This window comes from Anaerolineales bacterium (genome assembly GCA_003105035.1).
Taxonomy (GTDB): domain Bacteria; phylum Chloroflexota; class Anaerolineae; order Anaerolineales; family UBA4823; genus FEB-25.
Window position 1 is genome coordinate 90,605 of sequence record PQAL01000017.1, and the last position, 20,961, is coordinate 111,565.

General features: G+C 52.7%; 21 protein-coding genes. 12 read left to right on the forward strand and 9 right to left on the reverse strand.

Annotated elements, in window-relative coordinates; genetic code table 11:
• The first annotated feature begins 12 nt into the window (after positions 1 to 12).
• The 3 genes from C3F13_07530 (at position 13) to tsaD (ending at position 3,734) form a co-directional block, all read left to right on the forward strand.
• The gene (locus C3F13_07530; protein PWB54135.1) at positions 13 to 1,392 is read left to right on the forward strand and encodes an L-seryl-tRNA(Sec) selenium transferase; all 1,380 of its coding nucleotides are present in this window, start codon (positions 13 to 15) and stop codon (positions 1,390 to 1,392) included.
• Positions 1,389 to 2,624, forward strand: coding sequence for an aminopeptidase P family protein (locus tag C3F13_07535; protein PWB54136.1), 1,236 nt, complete (start codon positions 1,389 to 1,391; stop codon positions 2,622 to 2,624). The genes C3F13_07530 and C3F13_07535 overlap by 4 nt, the downstream gene beginning before the upstream one ends.
• 78 nt (positions 2,625 to 2,702) lie before the next feature.
• The gene (tsaD, locus tag C3F13_07540; protein ID PWB54155.1) at positions 2,703 to 3,734 is read left to right on the forward strand and encodes a tRNA (adenosine(37)-N6)-threonylcarbamoyltransferase complex transferase subunit TsaD; all 1,032 of its coding nucleotides are present in this window, start codon (positions 2,703 to 2,705) and stop codon (positions 3,732 to 3,734) included.
• Between the two features lie 242 nt (positions 3,735 to 3,976).
• Here tsaD and C3F13_07545 read toward each other — a convergent pair whose 3' ends face one another.
• The 7 genes from C3F13_07545 to C3F13_07575 all read right to left on the reverse strand — a co-directional run bounded on the left by C3F13_07545 (position 3,977) and on the right by C3F13_07575 (position 10,189).
• Positions 3,977 to 4,594: a threonylcarbamoyl-AMP synthase gene (locus C3F13_07545; protein ID PWB54137.1), complete on the reverse strand. Its 618-nt coding sequence runs from the start codon at positions 4,592 to 4,594 to the stop codon at positions 3,977 to 3,979.
• Between the two features lie 32 nt (positions 4,595 to 4,626).
• On the reverse strand, positions 4,627 to 5,247 hold the full coding sequence (locus C3F13_07550) for a hypothetical protein (GenBank protein PWB54138.1): 621 nt from the start codon (positions 5,245 to 5,247) through the stop codon (positions 4,627 to 4,629).
• A 3-nt stretch (positions 5,248 to 5,250) separates the two neighbouring features.
• Entirely contained in the window at positions 5,251 to 6,024 is a 774-nt protein-coding gene (locus tag C3F13_07555; protein ID PWB54139.1) for a pantothenate kinase, read from the reverse strand.
• Positions 6,025 to 6,070: 46 nt separating this feature from the next.
• On the reverse strand, positions 6,071 to 6,901 hold the full coding sequence (locus C3F13_07560; protein ID PWB54140.1) for a pantoate--beta-alanine ligase: 831 nt from the start codon (positions 6,899 to 6,901) through the stop codon (positions 6,071 to 6,073).
• On the reverse strand, positions 6,888 to 7,814 hold the full coding sequence (locus C3F13_07565; GenBank protein ID PWB54141.1) for a 2-dehydropantoate 2-reductase: 927 nt from the start codon (positions 7,812 to 7,814) through the stop codon (positions 6,888 to 6,890). Before C3F13_07565 ends, C3F13_07560 begins: the two co-directional genes overlap by 14 nt.
• Positions 7,815 to 7,818: 4 nt before the next feature.
• Entirely contained in the window at positions 7,819 to 8,739 is a 921-nt protein-coding gene (gene panB / locus C3F13_07570) for a 3-methyl-2-oxobutanoate hydroxymethyltransferase (GenBank protein ID PWB54142.1), read from the reverse strand.
• Between the two features lie 244 nt (positions 8,740 to 8,983).
• The gene (locus tag C3F13_07575; protein PWB54143.1) at positions 8,984 to 10,189 is read right to left on the reverse strand and encodes a butyryl-CoA dehydrogenase; all 1,206 of its coding nucleotides are present in this window, start codon (positions 10,187 to 10,189) and stop codon (positions 8,984 to 8,986) included.
• 156 nt (positions 10,190 to 10,345) lie between these two features.
• Between C3F13_07575 and C3F13_07580 the strand changes: the two genes are divergently transcribed.
• From C3F13_07580 to C3F13_07620, 9 genes are all read left to right on the forward strand, one after another.
• A complete protein-coding gene (locus tag C3F13_07580; protein ID PWB54144.1) occupies positions 10,346 to 11,791 on the forward strand; it encodes a hypothetical protein in 1,446 nt (481 codons plus the stop codon).
• A 105-nt stretch (positions 11,792 to 11,896) separates the two neighbouring features.
• Positions 11,897 to 12,547, forward strand: a complete 651-nt coding sequence (locus C3F13_07585; GenBank protein PWB54145.1) for a hypothetical protein — start codon at positions 11,897 to 11,899, stop codon at positions 12,545 to 12,547.
• Positions 12,548 to 12,681: 134 nt separating this feature from the next.
• The gene (locus C3F13_07590) at positions 12,682 to 13,227 is read left to right on the forward strand and encodes a hypothetical protein (GenBank protein PWB54146.1); all 546 of its coding nucleotides are present in this window, start codon (positions 12,682 to 12,684) and stop codon (positions 13,225 to 13,227) included.
• A 122-nt stretch (positions 13,228 to 13,349) separates the two neighbouring features.
• Positions 13,350 to 14,630 (forward strand): tRNA (N(6)-L-threonylcarbamoyladenosine(37)-C(2))-methylthiotransferase MtaB, encoded by a 1,281-nt coding sequence (locus C3F13_07595; protein ID PWB54147.1) that lies wholly within the window; start codon positions 13,350 to 13,352, stop codon positions 14,628 to 14,630.
• Positions 14,631 to 14,703: 73 nt separating this feature from the next.
• Positions 14,704 to 15,147, forward strand: coding sequence for an aspartyl-tRNA amidotransferase (locus tag C3F13_07600; protein PWB54148.1), 444 nt, complete (start codon positions 14,704 to 14,706; stop codon positions 15,145 to 15,147).
• Between the two features lie 5 nt (positions 15,148 to 15,152).
• Positions 15,153 to 17,312: a hypothetical protein gene (locus tag C3F13_07605; protein ID PWB54149.1), complete on the forward strand. Its 2,160-nt coding sequence runs from the start codon at positions 15,153 to 15,155 to the stop codon at positions 17,310 to 17,312.
• Positions 17,257 to 17,787 carry an rRNA maturation RNase YbeY gene (gene ybeY, locus C3F13_07610; protein ID PWB54150.1) on the forward strand — a complete coding sequence of 177 codons (531 nt, stop codon included), beginning with the start codon at positions 17,257 to 17,259 and terminating at the stop codon, positions 17,785 to 17,787. Before C3F13_07605 ends, ybeY begins: the two co-directional genes overlap by 56 nt.
• A 2-nt stretch (positions 17,788 to 17,789) precedes the next feature.
• Positions 17,790 to 18,185 (forward strand): diacylglycerol kinase, encoded by a 396-nt coding sequence (locus tag C3F13_07615; GenBank protein ID PWB54151.1) that lies wholly within the window; start codon positions 17,790 to 17,792, stop codon positions 18,183 to 18,185.
• Between the two features lie 72 nt (positions 18,186 to 18,257).
• Positions 18,258 to 19,097: a hypothetical protein gene (locus C3F13_07620; protein ID PWB54152.1), complete on the forward strand. Its 840-nt coding sequence runs from the start codon at positions 18,258 to 18,260 to the stop codon at positions 19,095 to 19,097.
• Between the two features lie 49 nt (positions 19,098 to 19,146).
• Here C3F13_07620 and C3F13_07625 read toward each other — a convergent pair whose 3' ends face one another.
• Together C3F13_07625 and C3F13_07630 are read right to left on the reverse strand one after the other, a co-directional pair.
• A complete protein-coding gene (locus C3F13_07625) occupies positions 19,147 to 19,899 on the reverse strand; it encodes a hypothetical protein (protein PWB54153.1) in 753 nt (250 codons plus the stop codon).
• A 25-nt stretch (positions 19,900 to 19,924) separates the two neighbouring features.
• Entirely contained in the window at positions 19,925 to 20,851 is a 927-nt protein-coding gene (locus tag C3F13_07630) for a hypothetical protein (protein ID PWB54154.1), read from the reverse strand.
• Positions 20,852 to 20,961 lie beyond the last annotated feature (110 nt).

Consider the following 20,961-nt stretch of genomic DNA (forward strand, 5'->3'; position numbering starts at 1 on the left):
CTTAGCACATTTATGAGTAGCTTACGCGACCTGCCGTCTGTGGATCAAATGCTTCAGGCACATGAAGTCCATACATGGATTGAAGAATTTGGCCGGCCGCTCACCCTGGTAGCTCTGCGCCATGCCCTTGAGCAAGCCCGCCAGGAATTCACCCAGACGGAAAATATCCCCTCAAGCGAAAGTTTACTGGAACAAGCCCACACCTCGTTGGTCGCTTGGTCCGAGCCCTCCTTACGGCCGGTCATCAATGCCACCGGGGTGATCCTGCACACCAACCTGGGCCGTGCACCGCTCAGCATTGCGGCTATCCAGGCAGTGACCGAAGTATCGCGTGGATATTCCAATCTTGAATTCAACCTGCAAAGTGGGCAGCGTGGCAGCCGCCTGGTGCATGCCGAATCATTGCTCAAGCGCCTGACCCAGGCTGAAGCAGCCCTGGTGGTCAATAATAACGCCGCCGCGGTGCTGCTGGTCCTCTCCGCACTAGCAGTACGCCGGCAGGTGGTCATCTCACGTACACAGCTGGTGGAGATCGGGGGTGGGTTTCGCATTCCAGATGTGATGCGCCAATCGGGCGCTCGCTTGCATGAGGTTGGGACGACCAACCGGGTGCATCTGGATGATTATGCCACCGCAATTGAAGAAACCACCCCCGCGCTGGTCATGCACGCCCATCGCTCGAACTTTCGTATTATCGGCTTCACCAGTGAGCCGTCATTACCAGAGCTGGCAAAACTATGCCATCAGGCAGGAGTCCCATTCGTGGATGACCTCGGTTCAGGGGCACTTCTTGACACTGCCCAATTCGGATTGGAGCACGAGCCAACGGTTTACGAATCATTATCAGCCGGTGCCGACCTGGTGTGTTTCTCAGGTGATAAATTGCTCGGAGGTCCACAGGCTGGCATCATCATCGGCAAAGCGAACCTAATCGCAAAGCTTAGGAAACACCCGCTTGCCCGGGCGATCCGGGCGGACAAGCTTTGCCTGGCGGCCTTATCTGCCACGCTGCTCCACTACCTCAAGGATGAAGCCATCCAAGAAATTCCTATCTGGCGTATGATTGCAGTTTCATCAGAATGCTTACAACTTCGGGCTGAAGCATGGAAAAATATCCTGAATACTGGCGAGGTGCTTCCTAACCAATCGGCCGCTGGGGGTGGCTCGTTACCAGAAGAAACCCAACCCACCTACGTCCTGGCATTATCAGTGCCCTCGCCCACCCGTTTCCTTGAGAAATTACGCCAGTGCCAACCTCCCGTCATCGCCCGCCTTGAAATGGACAGGGTCTTGCTCGATCCGCGCACAGTTCTACCTGAGCAGGAACCCGATCTATTGACAGCTATTCGAAGCACGCTTGCAACAAATCAAAAAGGGAAATCTACCGTATGAAAACTGACCTGGATGCATTGATGCAGGAAAATGGCCTGGATGCTCTGTTGATCACCGGACCAGCTCTGCATAACCCCGCTATGGTGTACATGACTGGTGGCGCTCACCTGACCTCGGGTGATTTGATCAAGAAGAGGGGAGAAACACCCGTGTTGTTTTACAATCCCATGGAGCGGGATGAAGCCGCCAAATCGGGATTTATCACCAAAAATCTGGCTGAATACCAGTTTACCGAGCTGCTCAGCCAGGCGAATGGGGAATATGCCCTGGCTTACGCCAGGCGTTACCAACGCATGCTCGACGATTGCGGTATTGAGCATGGCAAAGTTGCCCTATATGGCCGTTCGGAGATCGGGGCTTATTACGCCATCCTGGCTACCTTACAGCATGAGATACCGGGTATCGAGCTGGTCGGTGAAATCAATAACTCGGTGATGATGTTGGCGCGCATGACGAAGGAAGCGCCTGAGATAGAACGCATTCGCCAGATGGGAAAAATTACCACCCAGGTGGTTGGACTGGTAGCCGATTATATAACCTCCCAACATAATCAGAATGGAACCCTGATCAAGTCGAATGGTGATCCACTGACAATCGGAGACGTAAAGCGAAAGATCAACCTGTGGCTGTCTGAACGAGGGGCTGAGAACCCCGAAGACACCATCTTCGCCATCGGCCGCGATGCCGGGGTGCCCCACTCGTCAGGCAATCTCGCAGACCCACTCAGACTTGGGCAAACGATTGTGTTCGATATCTACCCATGTGAAGCAGGCGGTGGTTATTTCTATGATTTTACCCGTACCTGGTGCCTGGGTTATGCCCCGGATGAAGCGCTTGCCGTCTATGAGACTGTCCTGTCTGCCTATCGGCAGATCACAAGCAAACTGCAGGCTGGCAGACCGTTTAAAGACTACCAGGAGATGGCCTGCGACATCTTTTCTGCACAGGGTCACCCGACTATCCGGGAGAATCCACAAGCGCAGCGCGGATATGTTCACAGCCTGGGCCATGGCATCGGCTTGAACGTGCATGAGCGGCCTTGGAGTGGCACAAGCAGCGATGATAAGGATATTCTCGTTCCAGGGGTGGTCTTCACGCTAGAGCCTGGCTTATATTATCCCGATCAGGGCATGGGTGTAAGGTTGGAAGACAGCCTGTGGGTGACCCCGGACGGTCGAATGGAAGTATTGGCAGATTACCCGATGGACATGGTCCTGCCAGTCAGAGTCTGACCCGCCCCCCTGAAACGCAAGGTGATTAATATGGCAAAAGATACCCCCAAGCTTGAAGCACCCTCTGAAACCCCACCGATACGTATCCTGGGTATTGAGACCTCCTGTGATGAGACTGCTGCAGCCGTCGTCGAAGATGGCCGGTTGATCCTGTCAAATGTTGTTGCTTCCCAAATCGACCTGCATGCTCAATTTGGAGGCGTATTCCCTGAGGTGGCCTCCCGCCAGCATATCAAAACCATCTACCCGATCATCGACCAGGCCTTGCATGACGCCCACCTGGCGATCACCGACCTGGACGCGATTGCTGTCACGCGTGGACCAGGATTACCCGGTTCATTGGTTGTAGGGATGAATGCTGCCAAAGGGCTAGCACTGGGGAGCGGTTTACCATTAATCGGTGTCAGCCACCTGGAAGGCCACCTGTACTCTGCCTGGGTGTATCAACCAGACAGCCCTCCACCCAATCAGCCAGAATTTCCGCTGATCGCCCTGATCGTTTCAGGTGGCCATACAGAGCTGGTCCTCATGAGTGATCACATGCATTACCAGCGGTTGGGGGCTACCCTGGATGACGCAGCGGGAGAAGCCTTCGATAAAGTTGCCCGCCTGCTGGGTTTGGAATACCCGGGTGGACCATCAATTCAAAATGCATCAACGGATGGCAACCCACTTGCCTATAATTTCCCCCGCGCCTGGTTGGAAGATAGCTGGGACTTTTCCTTCAGCGGCTTGAAGACTGCCGTGATGCGTGAGGTTCAACACAGCAATATACCCACACCTCTGCCTGTTGCCAACTTGGCAGCCAGTTTCCAGGCGGCTGTTGTGGATGTGCTGGTCACCAAAACGATCAAAGCGACCAAGGATTATGATGCCAAGAACATCGTGGTAGCTGGTGGCGTTTCAGCCAATCGAGCCCTGCGCCACGCCATCCAGGCGCGCGCTACCTGCCCGGTGCATATCCCGCCCCTCTGGTTGTGCACGGATAATGCATCCATGATAGCCGGAGCTGGCTACCACCGCTTTATCTCCGGCCAGCGTGATGGATTGGACATAGACGTGCTCCCTAACTGGCCTTTATCCGAGGTACCCGCCCCACCCATGGGATAATCCACATCAATATTTAAAATTTGGGGGGTTACATCCTGCCTTTTAAACTCAAATCGCCCTCTGAGATGGCTCCAACCTCATCGGGCGAGTTTGAGTGAGGAGAATGCAACTATCATTATATACATTGACGTGAAAACTGAATGAAAAAAGGCTAAAAGCTTCGTTAGAAAGGGATCGCCTACAAACTGAAGGATAGATTAATCTTCGAAAAAACATTTCCCCCATAGCAGGAAACGAGTATTTTATGCCAAAGCGTTGGTGATTTCCGTCATGCTGAGTGGTCCTTCTCGTAGGATTGTCAGCGGGTCGGTCAGGCAATTTACTACCGTCGATGGCACCCCTCCGGCTGTGTGACCTCCATCCAGGATCAGATGGACTCGTCCGTTCAGCTGCTTCATGACCTCCTCAGCTGTATTGGCGTTATCCTGGCCGGAGATGTTGGCTGATGTCACCGCCAGCGGACCGATTTTTCGCAACAGCGCCAGTGCCACTGGATGATCGGGCATGCGTACCCCAATCGTGGTGTCTGGTGATAACTCTTCAGGCAGGCCTGCGTGTTTGGGCACCACGAGGGTTAACGGCCCAGGCCAGAAATGATGGGCGAGCCTGCTGGAAATATCGTCCAATCGGTCAACGACTTTCGGCAGGTCATCAAAATCACCGATCAGGATGGCGATCGCGCGGGTGTTACTGCGGCCTTTAGCAGAAAATAACCTCTCAACGAATTCGCTTTTAAACGGCAAGGCGGCCAACCCATAAACCGTATCGGTCGGGAAAGCGACCAGACCACCGTGGTTCAAAACGTCAACCGCATGATCGAGCGCACTCGGGTGCCCAGCTTTAATCAGTTCTGTGATCATAAGTACCGGGGTAAATTATACCCCGATGCCTTTTATATGGATTGAACTACCCCCCACGAAAACCGGGCAAAACCAGGGCCAACTTTCAGGACACTGCCCATATAGGTGTAACCAGCCGAGATATACAGATCACAGGTCTCACTATCAGTCCAGCGATGATTCCGCACGGCACGCTTGGCCCAGTTTAGCAAGGTTGCCAATGCCATACCTTGCAGATTTTTTGCCTGGGCATAATCTGAAGCCGCAGCCTCGTTGAGCTGCTCAGATGGGTTCAACATTGCCAGCCTGCCCCCAGGGGTCACCAGCTTCCTGATCTCATACATCGCTCTTTCAGGTCCTGGAAGTAGAAACAAGAGATTTGAACAGGTGACCAGATCAAACCTTCCTGCTGGAAAGGGCGGCTGATAGACATCTGCCACGATGACCTGCCGGTGGAGTGGCTTAGGTCGGAACATACCCATATCCAGGTCAAGACCCACAGAACCGCAGCCCATTTTCGAGAAGATTGCTGGTAAAAGCCCTGGCCCACAACCCACATCAACGACGGACCAACCGGGCTGGGGATTGCACCATTCTGCGAAGCCCTGTAAGGTTTTGCCCCAGCCGGTTTGGGTTTGCAGCTCAAGGAAGTAATCCGAGTCTTTGCCCAACATGAGCTATTCAGTAGGTTGGTTCATCTCCCAGATCATTTGTAAGCCGTCGAGGGTTAGCCAGGGGGCCACAACCTGAATCATGGGGGTCTCCTGGGCGACGATATCTGCCAGGCCACCTGTGGCAATGACCTTCATCTCTGCTCCCAGCACCTGGCGGAACCTGGCAACCATGCCCTCCACCAGTCCAACATACCCGTAAAGCAACCCTGACTGCATCGAGTGCACCGTGTTGCGCCCGATCACCGAAGGCGGCTTTTGGATATCTACCCTGGGTAGCTTGGCCGTCCGTTGGTAAAGAGCATCGGCTGCAATCCCGATCCCCGGGGCAATCGCGCCACCCAAATAATCTCCGCTGGCAGAAATGGCATCGAAGGTGGTGGCTGTCCCAAAGTCGACCACGCAGGCTGGCGCGCCGTACAGGTGTACTACTGCCACAGCATCAACTATCCGGTCAGCCCCCACGGTGCGCGGATCTTCATAGCGAACGCGCACTCCAGTTTTTACCCCCGCGTCCACAACCAGGGGCTCACGGTGGAGATAACGCTGGCAGGCTTCGATAATCTTGCTGGTGATGGGTGGCACGACCGATGCCAGGCAGATGCCGCTCACATCATCTATAGTGTAGCCGACATGCTCAAGCAAACCAAGCAGTTGCAACCCGTACTCATCCGGCATGTGGTCGAAAGCTGTAGCCAACCGCCAGCGTGGGCCAAGCTCTTTTCCTTCGTAAAGACCCAGGGTGATGTTCGTATTACCTATATCAATCGCCAGCAGCATATGAGTTCTCCTCAATATCTACCAAGTTCTTTTATTGGTACAAATTCTAAACGATCACATTGTCGATCAGGCGGGTTTTACCAACCGTAACCGCCAAAGAGATCAGGGCGTGCTCTACCTGCCCTTCCAGCTCTTGCAATGTCTGTGGATCGGCACAGGATACATATTGCACTTTGACCAGTGACTGCGTGGCAATTGTATCTACAACGATCTGCCGTAGCCGAGAAGACTCTCGCTCCCCTGCCTCAAAATTTTCCCTGGCCTTGAAAAGTCCCCTTGACAACACCACGGCCGCCTGACGTTCATCAGGTTTGAGATACACATTCCGGCTGGACATGGCCAGGCCGTCTGGCTCACGCACAATCGGGCAGACAACAATCCCAATCGGAAAACCTAGATCACGACTCATGGTCCGGATGACGACTGCCTGCTGGGCATCCTTCTGGCCGAAGTACGCTTTTTGCGGCTGGACTGCATTGAACAGCTTGGCTACTACTGTGGAAACCCCGCGAAAATGGGTCGGTCGGAATGCTCCTTCCAGGGGTTGGGTGACCTGTTCAACGGTTATCCAGGTCTGATATCCAGGTGGATACATCACCGTGTCTCCAGGTGTCCACACCAGGTCGACATTTTCCGCACTCAGCATCTCCAGGTCGCGTGACAGATTGCGCGGATATTTATTCAGATCTTCTTGAGGCCCAAATTGTGATGGATTGACATAAATGCTCACCACCACACTGTTACATTCCTGCCGCGCTCGTTGCACCAGTGATAAATGCCCCGCGTGTAAATATCCCATCGTGGGCACCAACCCGACTGGTCGTGATAGACCCGCCAGTGCCTTACGCAGGTCTTCTAAGGTTTCAACTAACCTCATTCACATCCCTCCTTACCTTACTGTCCAGGCCCTTTACCAGGTGCCACAGTACACGGTTAACTGGTGTGGGAATGCCAACCTTCTCGGCCTCATGAACGATAGCCCCATTAATGGAATCGATCTCGGTGGGCCTTCCGTTGAGCACATCCTGGAGCATGGATGAATGGTTGGCTGCCGTATTCCTGGCTACCTGCTCGACCGCCTCAATCGGGTCGGGATAAGGAAGCCTGACACCATTATGATAGGCGACGAATTCAGCCTCTGTGGCTACCTCACTTAATAGCTCGCGCGTGTCGGGCTGGGTCAGTAGCTCACCATTGGGAACCCCAAGAATTGCTGTTAATGGGTTAATGGCTGCGTTGATCACTAATTTACCCCACAGTAAAGACTTGGGGTCCGCTACGGTTTCAACCTGGAAACCTGCCGACACCAGCATTTCTTGCAATACTGCTTGCCTGGGATGCGTCCCAAGGTTCACAATCCCTTCCCCGGTGTGCATAACATACCCCGGTGCGAGCAATTGGGCAGCTAGGGTTGTGACTCCCAGCGCAACCCTCTCTTCGCCCAGTAACTTTACCAGGGTTTCATAATTCCCCAGGCCGTTTTGCAATGTCAGAGCAATCCCCGTGCTGGTCAGCAGCTTATGAAGCTGCGTTGCAGCCCGGGCTGTCTGCCACGATTTGACCAGGACGAGCACCTGTGAATAGGATCCACCTATCTCCTCTTCATTTGAGGCTATGACCGGACAGCGATGCTCAGTGCCGTCCAATTCGCGCAGGCGTACTCCACTGGATTTTAAAGCAGTCAATCCTTCCATCCAGCTGCCCAGCATGGTCACGCTTATGCCACATCCAGCCAGTCGCGCTGCGAACAGGCTGGCCATTGCACCCGTCCCCACGATGAGAATGTCCATGGCGTTATCTCACTGCTGGATCTTGGATTAGCGATTTTGAGGTTGGGCTATGTAGCTTCTCTTCGAGGCAGCGCCATTCGTCATCGGTCATTTCAACGGTATGTTGTTCGGCTGGGAATGCTCTCGATTTTACATCGCCCTTGTATTCGCTAAATGCCTGCCTCATTTCGCTAGAAAGATTGGCATATCGCTTGACAAATTTTGGCGTGAAGCGCTCAAATAATCCCAACAAGTCATGCGTTACCAGCACCTGTCCATCGCAGCCCACACCCGCTCCGATGCCAATCGTTGGGATGACAAGTTCCTGCGAGACCAGTTCTGCCAGCCTGCCAGGGATCGATTCAAGCACCAGGCTGAAGCATCCCGCTTCCTGCAACGCCAGGGCATCTTCCAGGAGCTTATAGGCTGCCTCGGCATCGCGTCCCTGTGGTCGAAACCCAAGCTGGTTAACGCTCTGGGGGGTCAATCCGAGGTGACCCATGACAGGAATGCCAGTTTGGACGATCGCCCGGATGGTTTCCGCCCTTTCAACACCACCTTCCAGCTTGATGGCGTTCATGCCGGCTTCCTGCAGGAACCGCCCGGCATTGCGTACCGCCTCATTGGTCGAGACTTGGTAAGACATGAATGGCATATCTCCCACCAGCAGGGCATATTTCGCCCCACGGGCGACTGCTCTGCAGTGGTGGAGCATATCATCCATGGTCACCGGTAGGGTGCTTTCATACCCCAGCTCGACCATGCCAAGGCTATCACCCACCAGAATGATATCGATACCTGCCTGGTCTATGACCAGGGCAGTGGGATAGTCGTAGGCGGTGAGCATGCTGATGGGCTCGTGGCGCGTTTTCATCGCCTGTACGTGGCGTACGGTAACTTTTTTACGCTCTTCTGGGGGGGTTACTGGATTTTGGTCCACTGACATGGTACCCTCCTTTCGTTGTTTCGGTAGGGGCCAAATTACTGATTAAAATAATTCTACCATCCCAGTCAGCAACGATCTGGGTGCGAAAATGATTATACTATTAATATACTGAAAAACTGGCCGTCGGTCAGCTTGTAAATAATGAAGCAGGGTGAGCATCTAACCCACCCTGCTAATCGTAAACTATGGGGTTACTTCACTTAAATTCAGACTGATAGTGTCTATCCATGCCATGCGATGAGCTTTATTGCCAGGCGTCGGCGTCATAGGCTGGTAGCTCACAGCGTAACACAGTATCTCCACGCAGGCCCAGGGCATAACCGGCTTGCATGAGCTGGTGGATTTCACTCGTGCCTTCATAAATGATGGCACCGCGTGAATTACGCAAGAAGCGCTCGACATCATACTCGTCGCTATAACCATATGCCCCATGGATTTGGATGGCTTCCGAAGCGGCGTTGAAGGATTCATCGGTGGCAAACCACTTCGCCAGGGAGGTTTCGCGTGTGTTCCGCAGGCCCTGATTCTTCATCCAACCGGCCCTTAAGTAAAGCAAGCGGGCCATTTCGTAAGACTGTACCATTTTCGCGATCTTCTGCTGGACGAGCTGGAATTTGGCAATCTCACGTCCGAACGCCTTGCGATCTTTTGAATATTTAATGCTGGCTTCCAGGCTGGCACGGATCAGGCCTGTGGCACCTGACGCGACGGTGTACCGGCCGTTATCCAGGCAAGACATGGCGATCTTGAATCCTTCCCCCTCCTCGCCAATGCGATGATCTTCCGGCACACGCACATCCTGGAAGTTGATCCAGCCGGTGGAACCTGCCCGCATCCCCAGCTTACCATGCAAGTCGCCGGTAGTCACGCCCGGGCGGTTGAGCTCGACCAGGAAAGCCGATAATCCCTCGTGCGGGTCTTTTGCTTGCGAGTTGGTGCGGCCGACCCACAGGCAATGGTCGGCCTTGGTCGCCAGCGAAATCCACATCTTCTCGCCGTTGAGCACGTACTCCTCACCCTCCCGTCGAGCTGTACTGGTGATGGCGGCTACATCCGAGCCTGCCCCAGGTTCGGTCAGCCCGAAACAGGCAATCTTCTCGCCTTTCGCCTGAGGCACCAGGAAGCGCTGCTTCTGGTCTTCACTGGCCCATTGAAACAAGCCCAGGCTATTCAAGCCAATGTGCACAGAAAGCACTACCCGCAAGGTGCTATCCACAACCTCCAGCTCCTCGCAAGCCAGACCGAGTGAGATGTAATCCATCCCCTGGCCTCCATACCTGACCGGCAAGCAGATACCCAGGATGCCCAGCTGCCCCATGCGTGGCAGGATAAATGGAGCCATCTCCTGAGCCCGGTCGAATTCCTTAATAACTGGCGTTACTTCTTTTTGAGCAAAATCGCGTACCATCTGCTGAACCATGCGGTGTTCATCCGTGAGCGCGAAATCCATAAATTGCCTCCAGAAAATGAGTGATACCTGAATTATAAATCATGCCGCTTATCTAATGCGTACAAGCTGAGATTAATTAATCCAGCCAATTATGGATCTAGTGCTTAAACTTTTATTGAAGGATGAGTTGGCCCACCTTTTGCACTATAATCAACCGTGGTGAAGACGAATCGCAACCTGCATATAGCCTTGCGTATCCTGCTGGTCAGTCTTTTAGTTGCCTGCCTAGGTCTGGGAGCAACCTCGCATGCTGCCAGTAAAGCCCTGGCTAATGCATTCCAGTCAGCCAAAGCTGAAGATTGGCTGGGTGCCGCCTCGTACCTGAAATCAGCGTCGAATTATTACCCGTGGAGGCGTGAATTATTAATGACTGCCGGGAGATATGCCTTCCTGGGAGGGGATCCAAAAACAGCCATAAACTATCTTGAAATGCCTGGGATCAAGGACCAACTCGGCCCTGATGACCTAGTCCTGCTTGGAGAAGCATACCAACAGATTGGTGACCTGGCTAAAGCCGTCGATATATGGCAGGGACTAGCTGGGCAAGGTGCGTCACCCCAGGCACTGCAGCATCTGGTTGACATTGGATTTCAACAAGGGGATTACATCGCTGCGCTCGAATCGCTGCTGGCTTTAACGCGGCTTAACCCCTCCGATGCGCATCTGCAATACCAGGTTGGCTTGCTTTACGCCGCGACCGATCCACTCAAAGCCCTATCATTTTTAGCCACTGCGGCAGAAATTGACCCGTCGCTGGCGGAAAATTCCCGTAAATTACACGATGAAATACGCACAGCCAGCTTGTTTGACCAGCCTGCCTATACGCTGGTGTCATCCGGGCGCCAGCTGGGCGGTCTGGGTGAATGGCAACTGGCTGAACAGGCTTTCATGCGCGCCACCGAGGCTGACCCTGACTATCAAGATGCCTGGGCTTTCCTGGGTGAAGCCAGGCAGCAGGTGGACAAGTCTGAAGGTCAGAATGCCCCTGATAATGGCTTGGCGGAGCTGACCCAGGCACTCAAGCTGGATAGCAAGTCTGTACTCGCCAACTCCCTGATGGGATTGTACTGGGAACGCCAGCAAGACTATGCGCAGGCGCAAACCTACCTGGAACGGGCAGCTGCCCTCAGTCCAGAAGACCCATATATGTATGTTCAGCTGGGCAGCCTCCTTTCCAAAGCAGGTGATTTACCCGCTGGCCAGGCAAATTTACAGAAAGCAATCAGCCTTGCGCCAGAAAATCCGCTCTTTTACCGCCTGCTGGCCGAATTCGCCTTAGATAACCAGATCCAGATCCGAGAGCTGGCCTTGCCTGCGGGCCGCCAGGCGATGAAACTCGACCCACACAGCCCTGATTCGCTCGATTTAATGGCAAAAATCATGCTTGAGCTGTCAGACTATCACGCTGCCGAGCAATATGCCAGACAAGCCGTGGAAGTTAGTCCCGAGTATGCACCAGGTTATCTCCACCTGGGTATGGCCTATGTGTTTCTCAATCAACCTGACCTGGCTCGCAAATGGCTTGATCGGGCCCAGAAGGCAGACCCTGATTCCTGGGTGGCAACCCAGGCTACTCGCATGCTCGACTATTACTTCCCATAGATGCTCATCCACCTCACGGCTATCCCTCGCATCTATCAGAAGGGATATCTCAGCCTCAGATAATGGTACAATCCATCCCAAAATGATACCTTAGGAGCCTTTTGAATGAAATACATTGTCCGTTTAAGCATCATGATGATTATCATCACCATCCTATCCGCGTGTACCAGCACCAACAAGGTACTCTTCTCTGATGATTTTTCAAGATCCAACGGCAATTGGGATGAATACACCGATGACAACATGACTACCACCTATTATGAAAACGCCTATCGCATCCTGGTGAACCTGGAGAATTATGATGCCTGGGCTAACCCCGCTGACCTGAGCTTTACGGACGTGCAAGTCGAAGTAGATGCCACTAAAAATGGTGGACCCGACACGAATGACTACGGCATCATCTGCAGGTATAAAAGCACCGACAGCTATTATTACGGAGTGATTGCCTCGGATGGATATTACGGCATCTATAAGAAAACAGCCGAAGGCGGTAAGCAGCTAGGTATGGGAGGAGAACAATTTACAGATAAAATAACAACCGGGGCAGTTACAAACCATATCCGCTTCGATTGTGTTGGTTCTACCCTGTCGTTATACGTCAACGGCAACCTGATCGACCAGCAGACAGACAGCAGTTACACGGACGGCAATGTAGGGTTGATCGCTGGAAGTTACACCCAGTCTGGCGTCGATATCCTCTTCGATAATTTTATTGTGTACCAACCAACCCCTGCCCAACAGCAATCAGGTAATTAATCGTCAATCAACCCTATGTCAACCAGCGGCTTTATCCTCAAACGCCCATGCGGCTTCTCACTATTTGCCTGATCCTGGCCATAGCCAGCATGGCGTGCGTTTTTCCGTTCACGCAATCTACTGCGGAAGACATCTTGTTTTATGATTACTTTGCGGATACGAGTAATAATTGGGATCAGGCATCAGATGATACCGCCTCCACAGATTATTACGCTGATGCCTATCGAATCATCATAAACGTGACCAATTACGAGGCATGGGCTAACCCGGGCAATAAGAGCTTTTCCGACACCAGCATTGAGGTGGATGCTACCAAGAACTCTGGCCCGGATGATAACGACTTCGGTGTCATCTGCCGGTATTCCAATGTAGACCAGTTTTATTATGCGATCATCAGCAGTGATGGCTATTATGCCATCATGAAGATGACTGACAACGGTTCCGAGTCGATCGGTGCTGGAAGCATGTTGGAAAGTGACAAGATCATCCAGGGGGCCACAACCAACCATATCCGCTTTGACTGCGTTGGCTCCACACTCACTCTCTACATAAACCGCTACCTGGTTGACCAACAGATCGATATAGACTACACCAGTGGAAATGTTGGCCTCATCGCTGGTACGTTCGAAACCCCGGGGACAGATATCTTGTTTGACAATTTCATCGTTTATAAACCTTGAACTGTAAAACCGGACCTACCAGATCACCTTCATCACTAGGTGCATTCCAATATGTTGGAAATTTTCGCAACGCTGTATCACAGTGCCGGAGATATGGTTCAACGAGAAATTGACATGAGACCATGAAGATATTCCTAGACATGGTCGGGTGCCGTTTGAACCAAAGCGAGCTCGAATCCTATGCACGGCAACTTCGCCTGGCTGGCCACACCTTAGCCCCTAATGCTGAATCAGCCGATATGGTTATCATCAACACCTGTATGGTGACGTCTGCGGCAGCCTCTGACTCGCGCCAAAAAATCCGCCAGGCAGCCCATGCGGGGAATGATTGCATCGTTGTCACGGGTTGTCTGGCAACACTCGATCCACAGGAAGTCACCAGCCTGCCGGGAGTCGTCAGGCTGGTTGATAATTTCAGAAAAGACGATCTGGTTTCCCAGCTGTTTAATATACCCCCGGCGACATTCGTGGACCGATTTATCCAACGCGAACCCATCCCAGGCACTCGCCTGCGCACACGGGCATTTATCAAGGTTCAGGATGGCTGCGATAATTATTGTACCTATTGCATCACCCGCCTTGCCAGGGGGTCCAGCCGGAGTCGCCCGGTTCAGGAAATTTTCGCCGATATCCAGGCTGCATTGGATGGCGGTGCTCAGGAGATTGTCCTCACCGGTGTACACTTGGGATCATGGGGGTATGATTTTGAAAAACCCGCTCACCTGAAGGACCTGATTCGGAAGATCCTCGATGAAACCCACGTCCCGCGACTACACCTGTCCTCACTCGAGCCATGGGATTTATCGGCTGAATTTTTTCATTTGTGGTCAGATGACCGCCTTTGCCGCCACCTGCACCTACCCCTCCAATCTGGCTGCGCGAGTACATTAAAGCGCATGGGGCGTAAGATCAATCCCCAGGCATATTCCGAGCTTGTCCACCAGGCTCGCCAGGCAGTGCCGGGCATCGCCATTACCACCGACATCATCACTGGTTTCCCCGGTGAGAGCGAGAATGAGTTTAGCGAAAGCTTACATTTCGTTGACGAGTTGAAATTTGCTGGTGGTCACGTATTCACATATTCCCCCAGGCCTGGCACAGCGGCTGCTGGCTTGCCAGATCAGGTTCCCATAAAATTTGCTAAGGAGAGAAATGTGCTCATGCGTAAGGTGCTCCAAGAAGGCGCATCGGAATTCTGCGCTCAGCATCTTGGACAAGTGGTATCGGTGTTGTGGGAGAAGGCTACCCCAATCAGTGAGGAGCGATGGCAATTGAGCGGGTTATCTGACAACTACCTCCGAGTTCATGCCGCTCACAATGCGCCTACCACGAACCTGATCATGAAGGTCAAAGTTGTTGGGATTGAACAGCAAGGCCTCAGCGGAGAAATCCTCCCAGCTTGAACAGAAGCAGGGCAGATAAGATACGATATAATCAATCCGTAAATCATAGCGTATTACGCGAAAGAAGTTATCCATGGACCTGAAAACCACGCTCCAAACAGACCTTAAAGATGCCATGCGCAAAGGGCAGGAAACCCGTAAGAGCACACTACGTATGGCATTAACTTCCATTCAGCTTGCTGAAGTCGAGAAAGACAGCCATATGGACGAAGCTGCCTACCTGGCGATTATCCAAAAAGAAGTCAAGTCCCGCCGCGAATCGATCGAGGATGCGAATCGCGCCAATCGCCCCGAATTGGTCACCCAGGCGGAAGAGGAGATCAAGGTGCTGCAAGCCTACCTGCCCCCCGCATTCAATCCCGAAGAGCTGGATAGCCTGGTAAAGGCAGCTATCGTTGAAGCTGACGCTAATTCGATTCGCGATATGGGCAAGGTGATGAAAATACTCAAACCGCAGTTGCAAGGCCGGGCAACCAACGATGAAGCCAGCCAGGCTGTAAAGAGGCTGTTACAGTAAAAAAAGTGCCTGCAATAAAATTTACCCGGCGGACGTTTTTCCTGGGGCTGATATTCCTGCTTTTTGGTGGGTTTATCATGGCAGCGCTATTAGTCCCAGTCTTGAAGGACCTCTATGAGCCACCACTCCAGGTCGGTGATGTAGCCCCGGTCGATATCCACGCGCCTACTACATTATCATACCCCAGCCAGATACTCACCCAACGGGAGCAGGAGGCTGCCGCCGATCAGGTTCCGGCCATTTATTCACCAGCAGATACCAATATCGCCCGGAAACAACTCGAACAGTTGCGCAACACCATCGCCTATATCTCAAATATCCGGGCCGATAGCTTGGCTACCCAGGAGCAAAAGATTAGCGATCTGACGGCCATCGAGGATGCTCAGCTCAATCGCGACCTGATCATTGCCATCTTATCCCTGAGCGGCTCGCGTTGGACTGCTGTCTCGCAGGAAGCTGCCAACGTCTTGGATCAGGTGATGCGCGAGCCAATCCGTGAAAGCCAGTTGCTGACTGTTTACCAAAAAGTCCCCAGACTGGTCAGCTTATCATTTCCGGAAGACCAATCTAGCATTATTACCGCGCTGGTTCAGGCGTTTATCGTCCCCAACAGTCTTTATGACGCAGAGCAAACCGAGGCTGCCAGCCAACAAGCCCGCCTTGAGGTCCAACCTGTAACTCGCACGTATAGGACCAATGAAATCATTATCCAGGCAGGCAAAGTAATCTCACCGACCGATTATGAAGCCCTCCAGCAGTATGGGTTGGCCCAACCGCAAAATCGCTGGCCAGATGTCATCAGCTCAATCGGGCTCACATTAATCACAGCGGCAATCTTCATATACTACTATCGGGCGCATCCCCAGGTTTTCAATGGCAGTTTGGGCCTAAGAAGACTGACGTTGATCATCACCCTTTTTATGCTTTTCTTGATCATTGCGCGTATTGTAATCCCTGGCCACGCCGTGATCCCGTATGTTTATCCGGTTATGGGTTATGCCCTGACCATTGCCACTTTGTTCTCCTCCGAGCTGGCGATCATCACGGTCATCCCATTAGCCTATATGATCCCTTACGGCCTGCCAGATGCCCAGGTTCTCACCCTTTACTATCTCTTGGGGAGTCTCTTCGGAATCTTCGTTGTACGCAAAGGTCAAAGGCTGACCTCTTTCTTCTGGGCTGGAGCAGCTGTCGCAATTTCGGGAGCCGTGGTTGCCATTGCCTACCGCATTATCCAACCTACAGCTGATTGGGTGGGTATTGCCACCCTTGCCCTCGCAGCACTCATCAATGGCATCGCCTCGGCCAGCATCGGATTGATCTTCCATTACTACCTGTCGCCTCTCCTGGGAATGATCTCCCATCTGCAGCTGATCGAGCTCTCACGGCCTGACCACCCCCTCCAACAGCTATTATTACGGAACGCCCCAGGCACCTATCAGCATAGCCTGCAGCTGGCAAACCTGGTGGAACAAGCTGCTGAGACAATTAATGGAGAGGCAGCTTTGGCGCGCGTAGGTGCACTGTATCACGATATTGGAAAGATCCTGAATCCGTTTTTCTTCATTGAAAACCAACCCTCCGGCAACATCAATACGCACAACGACTTGGATCCTGAGACGAGTGCAGCCACCATCATCCGGCATGTCAGCGATGGCCTGGAGCTGGGTCGAAAATATCACCTGCCCAAACAGCTGCTAGACTTCATTGGCCAGCACCACGGCACCACGATCACTCGTTACCAGTACACGCGCGCCCTCGAGCTGGCCGGGATGGACAAGACTGCGGTCGATATCGAGAAATTCCGTTACCCAGGACCCCGCCCCAGCACGCGCGAGATTGCCATGCTCATGCTGGCCGACACCTGTGAAGCACGTATGCGTGCAGAACGACCCAAAGATGAAGAAGCCTTGCACGAACTGATTAAAAGCGTGATCAAGGATAAGCTTGATCTTGGTGAGCTGGACGACACCCAGTTGACCCTAAAAGACCTGGAGGAGATCGCTGATTCCTTTACATCCACGCTAAGAGGTGTATATCACCCACGTATCCAGTATCCAAAATCGGATAATGATGAAAAAACCAGGCCGGTAAATTATCGCCTCCCCGATGGTGACACACCCCCCCTCCCGGTTGACACTGGAACATCCTCCCAACACACCTAGCCCTCCACAAGAAGAAGGAATTATGGTCACGCTTCAGGTGAAACGGAACATCAGGCTCCTGGTCGAAAAATCTAAATTGCTGCAAGCCGCCCAATTGACCCTGGATATGGCTGAACTTGCTCAAAAAGCGGAGCTGGGCATTGTCATTGGAAATGATGAATTCATTCGCAGCCTTAATAAAAAATACAGGCAGGTCGATGCACCAACGGATGTGCTCTCTTTCACTGCGGGTGAAGTGGACCCTGATACATCCGATTTATACCTGGGAGATGTGGTGATCTCGCTGCCGCGCGCCCAGGAACAAGCCAACACGGGGGGGCATTTGCTGGTAGAGGAGCTACAGTTGCTAGTGGTGCATGGCTCCCTGCACCTGCTGGGTTATGACCACGTAGAGGCGAGCGAGAAGAATAAAATGCAAGCTGCCCAGGATAAGATCCTGGGTGAGCTGGGTGTACGAGCAATCGGGAAATTATAGCTATGGCTGGCCAGCCACCTGGTTTTTTACGCTCGCGCCTCAAGGCGTTTGGTTATGCCTTTTCTGGATGGTGGTATGTCATCCGGACCCAACGCAATGCCTGGATACACATGCTGGTCAGTATTGCGGTGGTATTGTTATCTCTGCTCTTGCAAATTTCTGCAAATGGCTGGGCATTGATCATCCTGGCGATTGCCCTGGTGTGGATCGCTGAGTTTCTCAACACCGCCCTTGAAGCCGTGGTGGATTTAGCCAGCAACCGCCAGGACCATGAGCTAGCCAGGGTGGGCAAAGACGTAGGTGCGGCAGCCGTATTGATTGCAGCCATTGCCAGCGTCATCATCGGCTTGCTTGTACTGGGTCCCCCCTTATTGGCAATGATCAATTCACACTTTTAACATTTTCATAATCACGGTTTCGAATATATATAGTATTTATCAATATAATCAAGGTAATCACCGGAGGTGGGTATGGCAAATTCCTTCCGATTTGGTACTGTAGGTTCCCCCATTTCAACCCCTAAAAAGCCAGGGGGAAGTGTTGGAGCCGTTTTACGCTTGAGAGAATTGGGATTGGATGCCCTGGAGCTAGGTTGGGTACGTGCCGTGCGGGTGTCCGAGGAAACATGCGCAGCCATCCGTGCTTGTGCGGGAGAGCAGGATGTCAAGATCAGCATCCATGCCCCCTATTTCATCAACTTGAACGCCAGCGATGAGGAATGGGTAAATTCACGCAAGCGCCTGATGGATGCCGCATTTTACGGGAACTTGGCTGGGGCAAGCGATATCATCTTCCATCCGGGGTCATACTTTGGAAAACCTCCTACGGAAGTCCTGCCATTGGCTATTCAACGCCTGCAGGGTTGTATGCAGGAGATCAGGTCAGCGGGTAACCTTGTGGTGCTACGCCCAGAAACCATGGGCAAGTCTGCCATGCTCGGCTCCCTGGAAGACACCCTGGAGATGGCAAAGTCAGTGAAGGGTATAGTACCCTGCATTGATTTTGCCCATCTGCACGCACGCCCTGGGGATGGCTCTGTGAACACCTATGAGGAATTTTCGAGTATCCTCGAGCAATATGGAAATGCCCTGGGAAGCCATGCCCTCTCTGACCTGCACATCCACCTGTCGGGCATCAAATACACTGAAAAGGGTGAACGGGAGCACCTGCCCATCCAGGAATCTGATCTGAACTTGGAAGGCCTGTTCAAAGCCCTGCACGACTTTCACGGCAAGGGCAGGATATTGTGCGAAAGCCCGGTCATGGAAGACGACGCAATCTACATGAAGGAACTATGGGGCAAAAAATAAGGCCGCCACGATAATGGCAGCCAATGGTATCGATTGAATAGGCTATTGCTCAGCGTACCTGGTTGAAATAGATGATCACCAGGTTCTTCTGGCAGTCTTCATATGTGTTGAAATAGATTCTGTCGGATAACGGCAGGTTTTGCTGGTCAAGCAGTTGGATCCACAGTGTGCCTTCCGAAGGGATTAGCTGATTGGCAATGGTGATCTCAAACCCTCCGAAACCATACTGGGGTGCCAGCCCGGTCATGGCTAAATTTTCAACGCTCTCCGCACCAGTCAACGCGCCACCCAGCTCGACGAATAAGCCTCTCACGGCTTCACCATTCAGGCTGGTTGCCTGACCAGCCACACCCATCCAGTCGCAGCTTGCCGTCTGGTGAAATTGCGACGCAGTAATCAAGGATGGGCTTCCCTGCTGAAGCTCGAAGGCATACTCGTCTGCCGGTTCAACCATCACAGCAGGTTTCTCTGTAGGAATTACTTCCTGCCTCAGCACTGGTCCGGCTACCAGTGTGGGGATTGGCGTTTCCACTCCGGCCTGGGGCATGCTCGTCGGTGTCCAGGTTGGTACCAGGGTATGGCGTGGGGTCACAGTCACAGTCGGCGGAAGCAAGGCCGGGTTAAGCGTGCCAGGTGGGAATGGATTTAAAGAACTGTTTGGATTCAAAAAGAGGATGACAAAATAGGACAACACGCACACTAATGTCACCAGGATTAAGACCGTCAGGATATTCCAAATCCTGGCGCTGGATCTCTTCGCTGGTGCCGGCTCTTGCTCCTCTTTTTGATGTGATAAATGCATGAATCAGATCCCCTGACGCCCGTTTTTATGGGACAAGTATTTGTATGTCACTTTGTGACTTGCGCTCAGCAAGCCATGCCTGCACGGCTTCAAGCTGTAACACCCGGCGCGCGTCCGGCGAAAGCGGATGTTCGGGGTCACGTTCTAGCAGGTAAAGCACATGGTAGCCAACATCCGTGTGGATGACCGGGCTGTACTTTTCACCCTGGAGAGCGAAGGCTGCTTCTTCGATGGCTGGCTGATTCAAGTATCCGCGTGGAAACCATCCCAAATCTCCCCTGGTCAGCGGGTCATAGGTGTTGACCAGATCTAGAAAATCCTCGCCGGATTGTAACGAAGCATACACCTGATCGGCTTCGGCTTGGGTTGGTACCAGGATCTGCAGGATGTGCACCTGATCAGCAGTTTCAGCGACCCCGGCAGTGATCTGGTCACGCATTAAGGCAGCACCGATGGAACGTTTATAAGCAGTTTTGAAAGTATCAATGGTATAGCCATTCTCAGCGATCCAGGTGTCCAATGCCTGTGCTCCACCCAGCTGGTTTTCTAATGTTTCAATCCTTGATTCGAGAAGAGCATCGTCCACAATAAACCCATTTTCAACCGCGGCCTGTGCCAGCAGTGTTTGGTCAATCAATTCGTCCAGCACGACCGTCTTGGTATCCGATGCCAGAATCGTGCCAGTTATCACAGTGGCAGCCTGGTAACGAGCAATCTCCGCCTGGTATTCTTCCAGGGTGATTGCTTCACCATTCACCGTGGCAGCACTGGGTACAGGGGTGGCTGTGGGTGGTAAAGGAGTATTTGTCGGTGTGGGGGTGTTGATCACCGTCCCTGTGGTTATTGCCTGTGATGAAGTACTGGTAGCCTTGGGGCTACCTGTATTACAGGCAGTGACCAACAGGAGTAGCAAGCAAACAAATAGGGTATTTTTTCTCTTAAGGAAGCTCATTTGTCAGATTATACCCGTATTTCAAATCCCCCCTTCCTGATGGATGCCTGGACTGCCATGCTCAAATCACACCTCAATTTACGATAGCCCTAGTCAATTCAAAAGATAAT

What these genes read in the sequence shown, in the direction of transcription:
- C3F13_07530 (PWB54135.1), top strand. Translation starts at nt 13, where the DNA reads ATGAGTAGCTTACGCGACCTGCCGTCTGTGGATCAAATGCTTCAGGCA.
- C3F13_07625 (PWB54153.1), bottom strand. Translation starts at nt 19,899, where the DNA reads ATGCATTTATCACATCAAAAAGAGGAGCAAGAGCCGGCACCAGCGAAG.
- panB (PWB54142.1), bottom strand. Translation starts at nt 8,739, where the DNA reads ATGTCAGTGGACCAAAATCCAGTAACCCCCCCAGAAGAGCGTAAAAAA.
- C3F13_07565 (PWB54141.1), bottom strand. Translation starts at nt 7,814, where the DNA reads ATGGACATTCTCATCGTGGGGACGGGTGCAATGGCCAGCCTGTTCGCA.
- C3F13_07600 (PWB54148.1), top strand. Translation starts at nt 14,704, where the DNA reads ATGGACCTGAAAACCACGCTCCAAACAGACCTTAAAGATGCCATGCGC.
- C3F13_07560 (PWB54140.1), bottom strand. Translation starts at nt 6,901, where the DNA reads ATGAGGTTAGTTGAAACCTTAGAAGACCTGCGTAAGGCACTGGCGGGT.
- C3F13_07615 (PWB54151.1), top strand. Translation starts at nt 17,790, where the DNA reads ATGGCTGGCCAGCCACCTGGTTTTTTACGCTCGCGCCTCAAGGCGTTT.
- C3F13_07545 (PWB54137.1), bottom strand. Translation starts at nt 4,594, where the DNA reads ATGATCACAGAACTGATTAAAGCTGGGCACCCGAGTGCGCTCGATCAT.
- C3F13_07555 (PWB54139.1), bottom strand. Translation starts at nt 6,024, where the DNA reads ATGCTGCTGGCGATTGATATAGGTAATACGAACATCACCCTGGGTCTT.
- C3F13_07535 (PWB54136.1), top strand. Translation starts at nt 1,389, where the DNA reads ATGAAAACTGACCTGGATGCATTGATGCAGGAAAATGGCCTGGATGCT.
- C3F13_07575 (PWB54143.1), bottom strand. Translation starts at nt 10,189, where the DNA reads ATGGATTTCGCGCTCACGGATGAACACCGCATGGTTCAGCAGATGGTA.
- C3F13_07585 (PWB54145.1), top strand. Translation starts at nt 11,897, where the DNA reads ATGAAATACATTGTCCGTTTAAGCATCATGATGATTATCATCACCATC.
- C3F13_07595 (PWB54147.1), top strand. Translation starts at nt 13,350, where the DNA reads ATGAAGATATTCCTAGACATGGTCGGGTGCCGTTTGAACCAAAGCGAG.
- C3F13_07630 (PWB54154.1), bottom strand. Translation starts at nt 20,851, where the DNA reads ATGAGCTTCCTTAAGAGAAAAAATACCCTATTTGTTTGCTTGCTACTC.
- C3F13_07550 (PWB54138.1), bottom strand. Translation starts at nt 5,247, where the DNA reads ATGTTGGGCAAAGACTCGGATTACTTCCTTGAGCTGCAAACCCAAACC.
- C3F13_07620 (PWB54152.1), top strand. Translation starts at nt 18,258, where the DNA reads ATGGCAAATTCCTTCCGATTTGGTACTGTAGGTTCCCCCATTTCAACC.
- ybeY (PWB54150.1), top strand. Translation starts at nt 17,257, where the DNA reads ATGGTGACACACCCCCCCTCCCGGTTGACACTGGAACATCCTCCCAAC.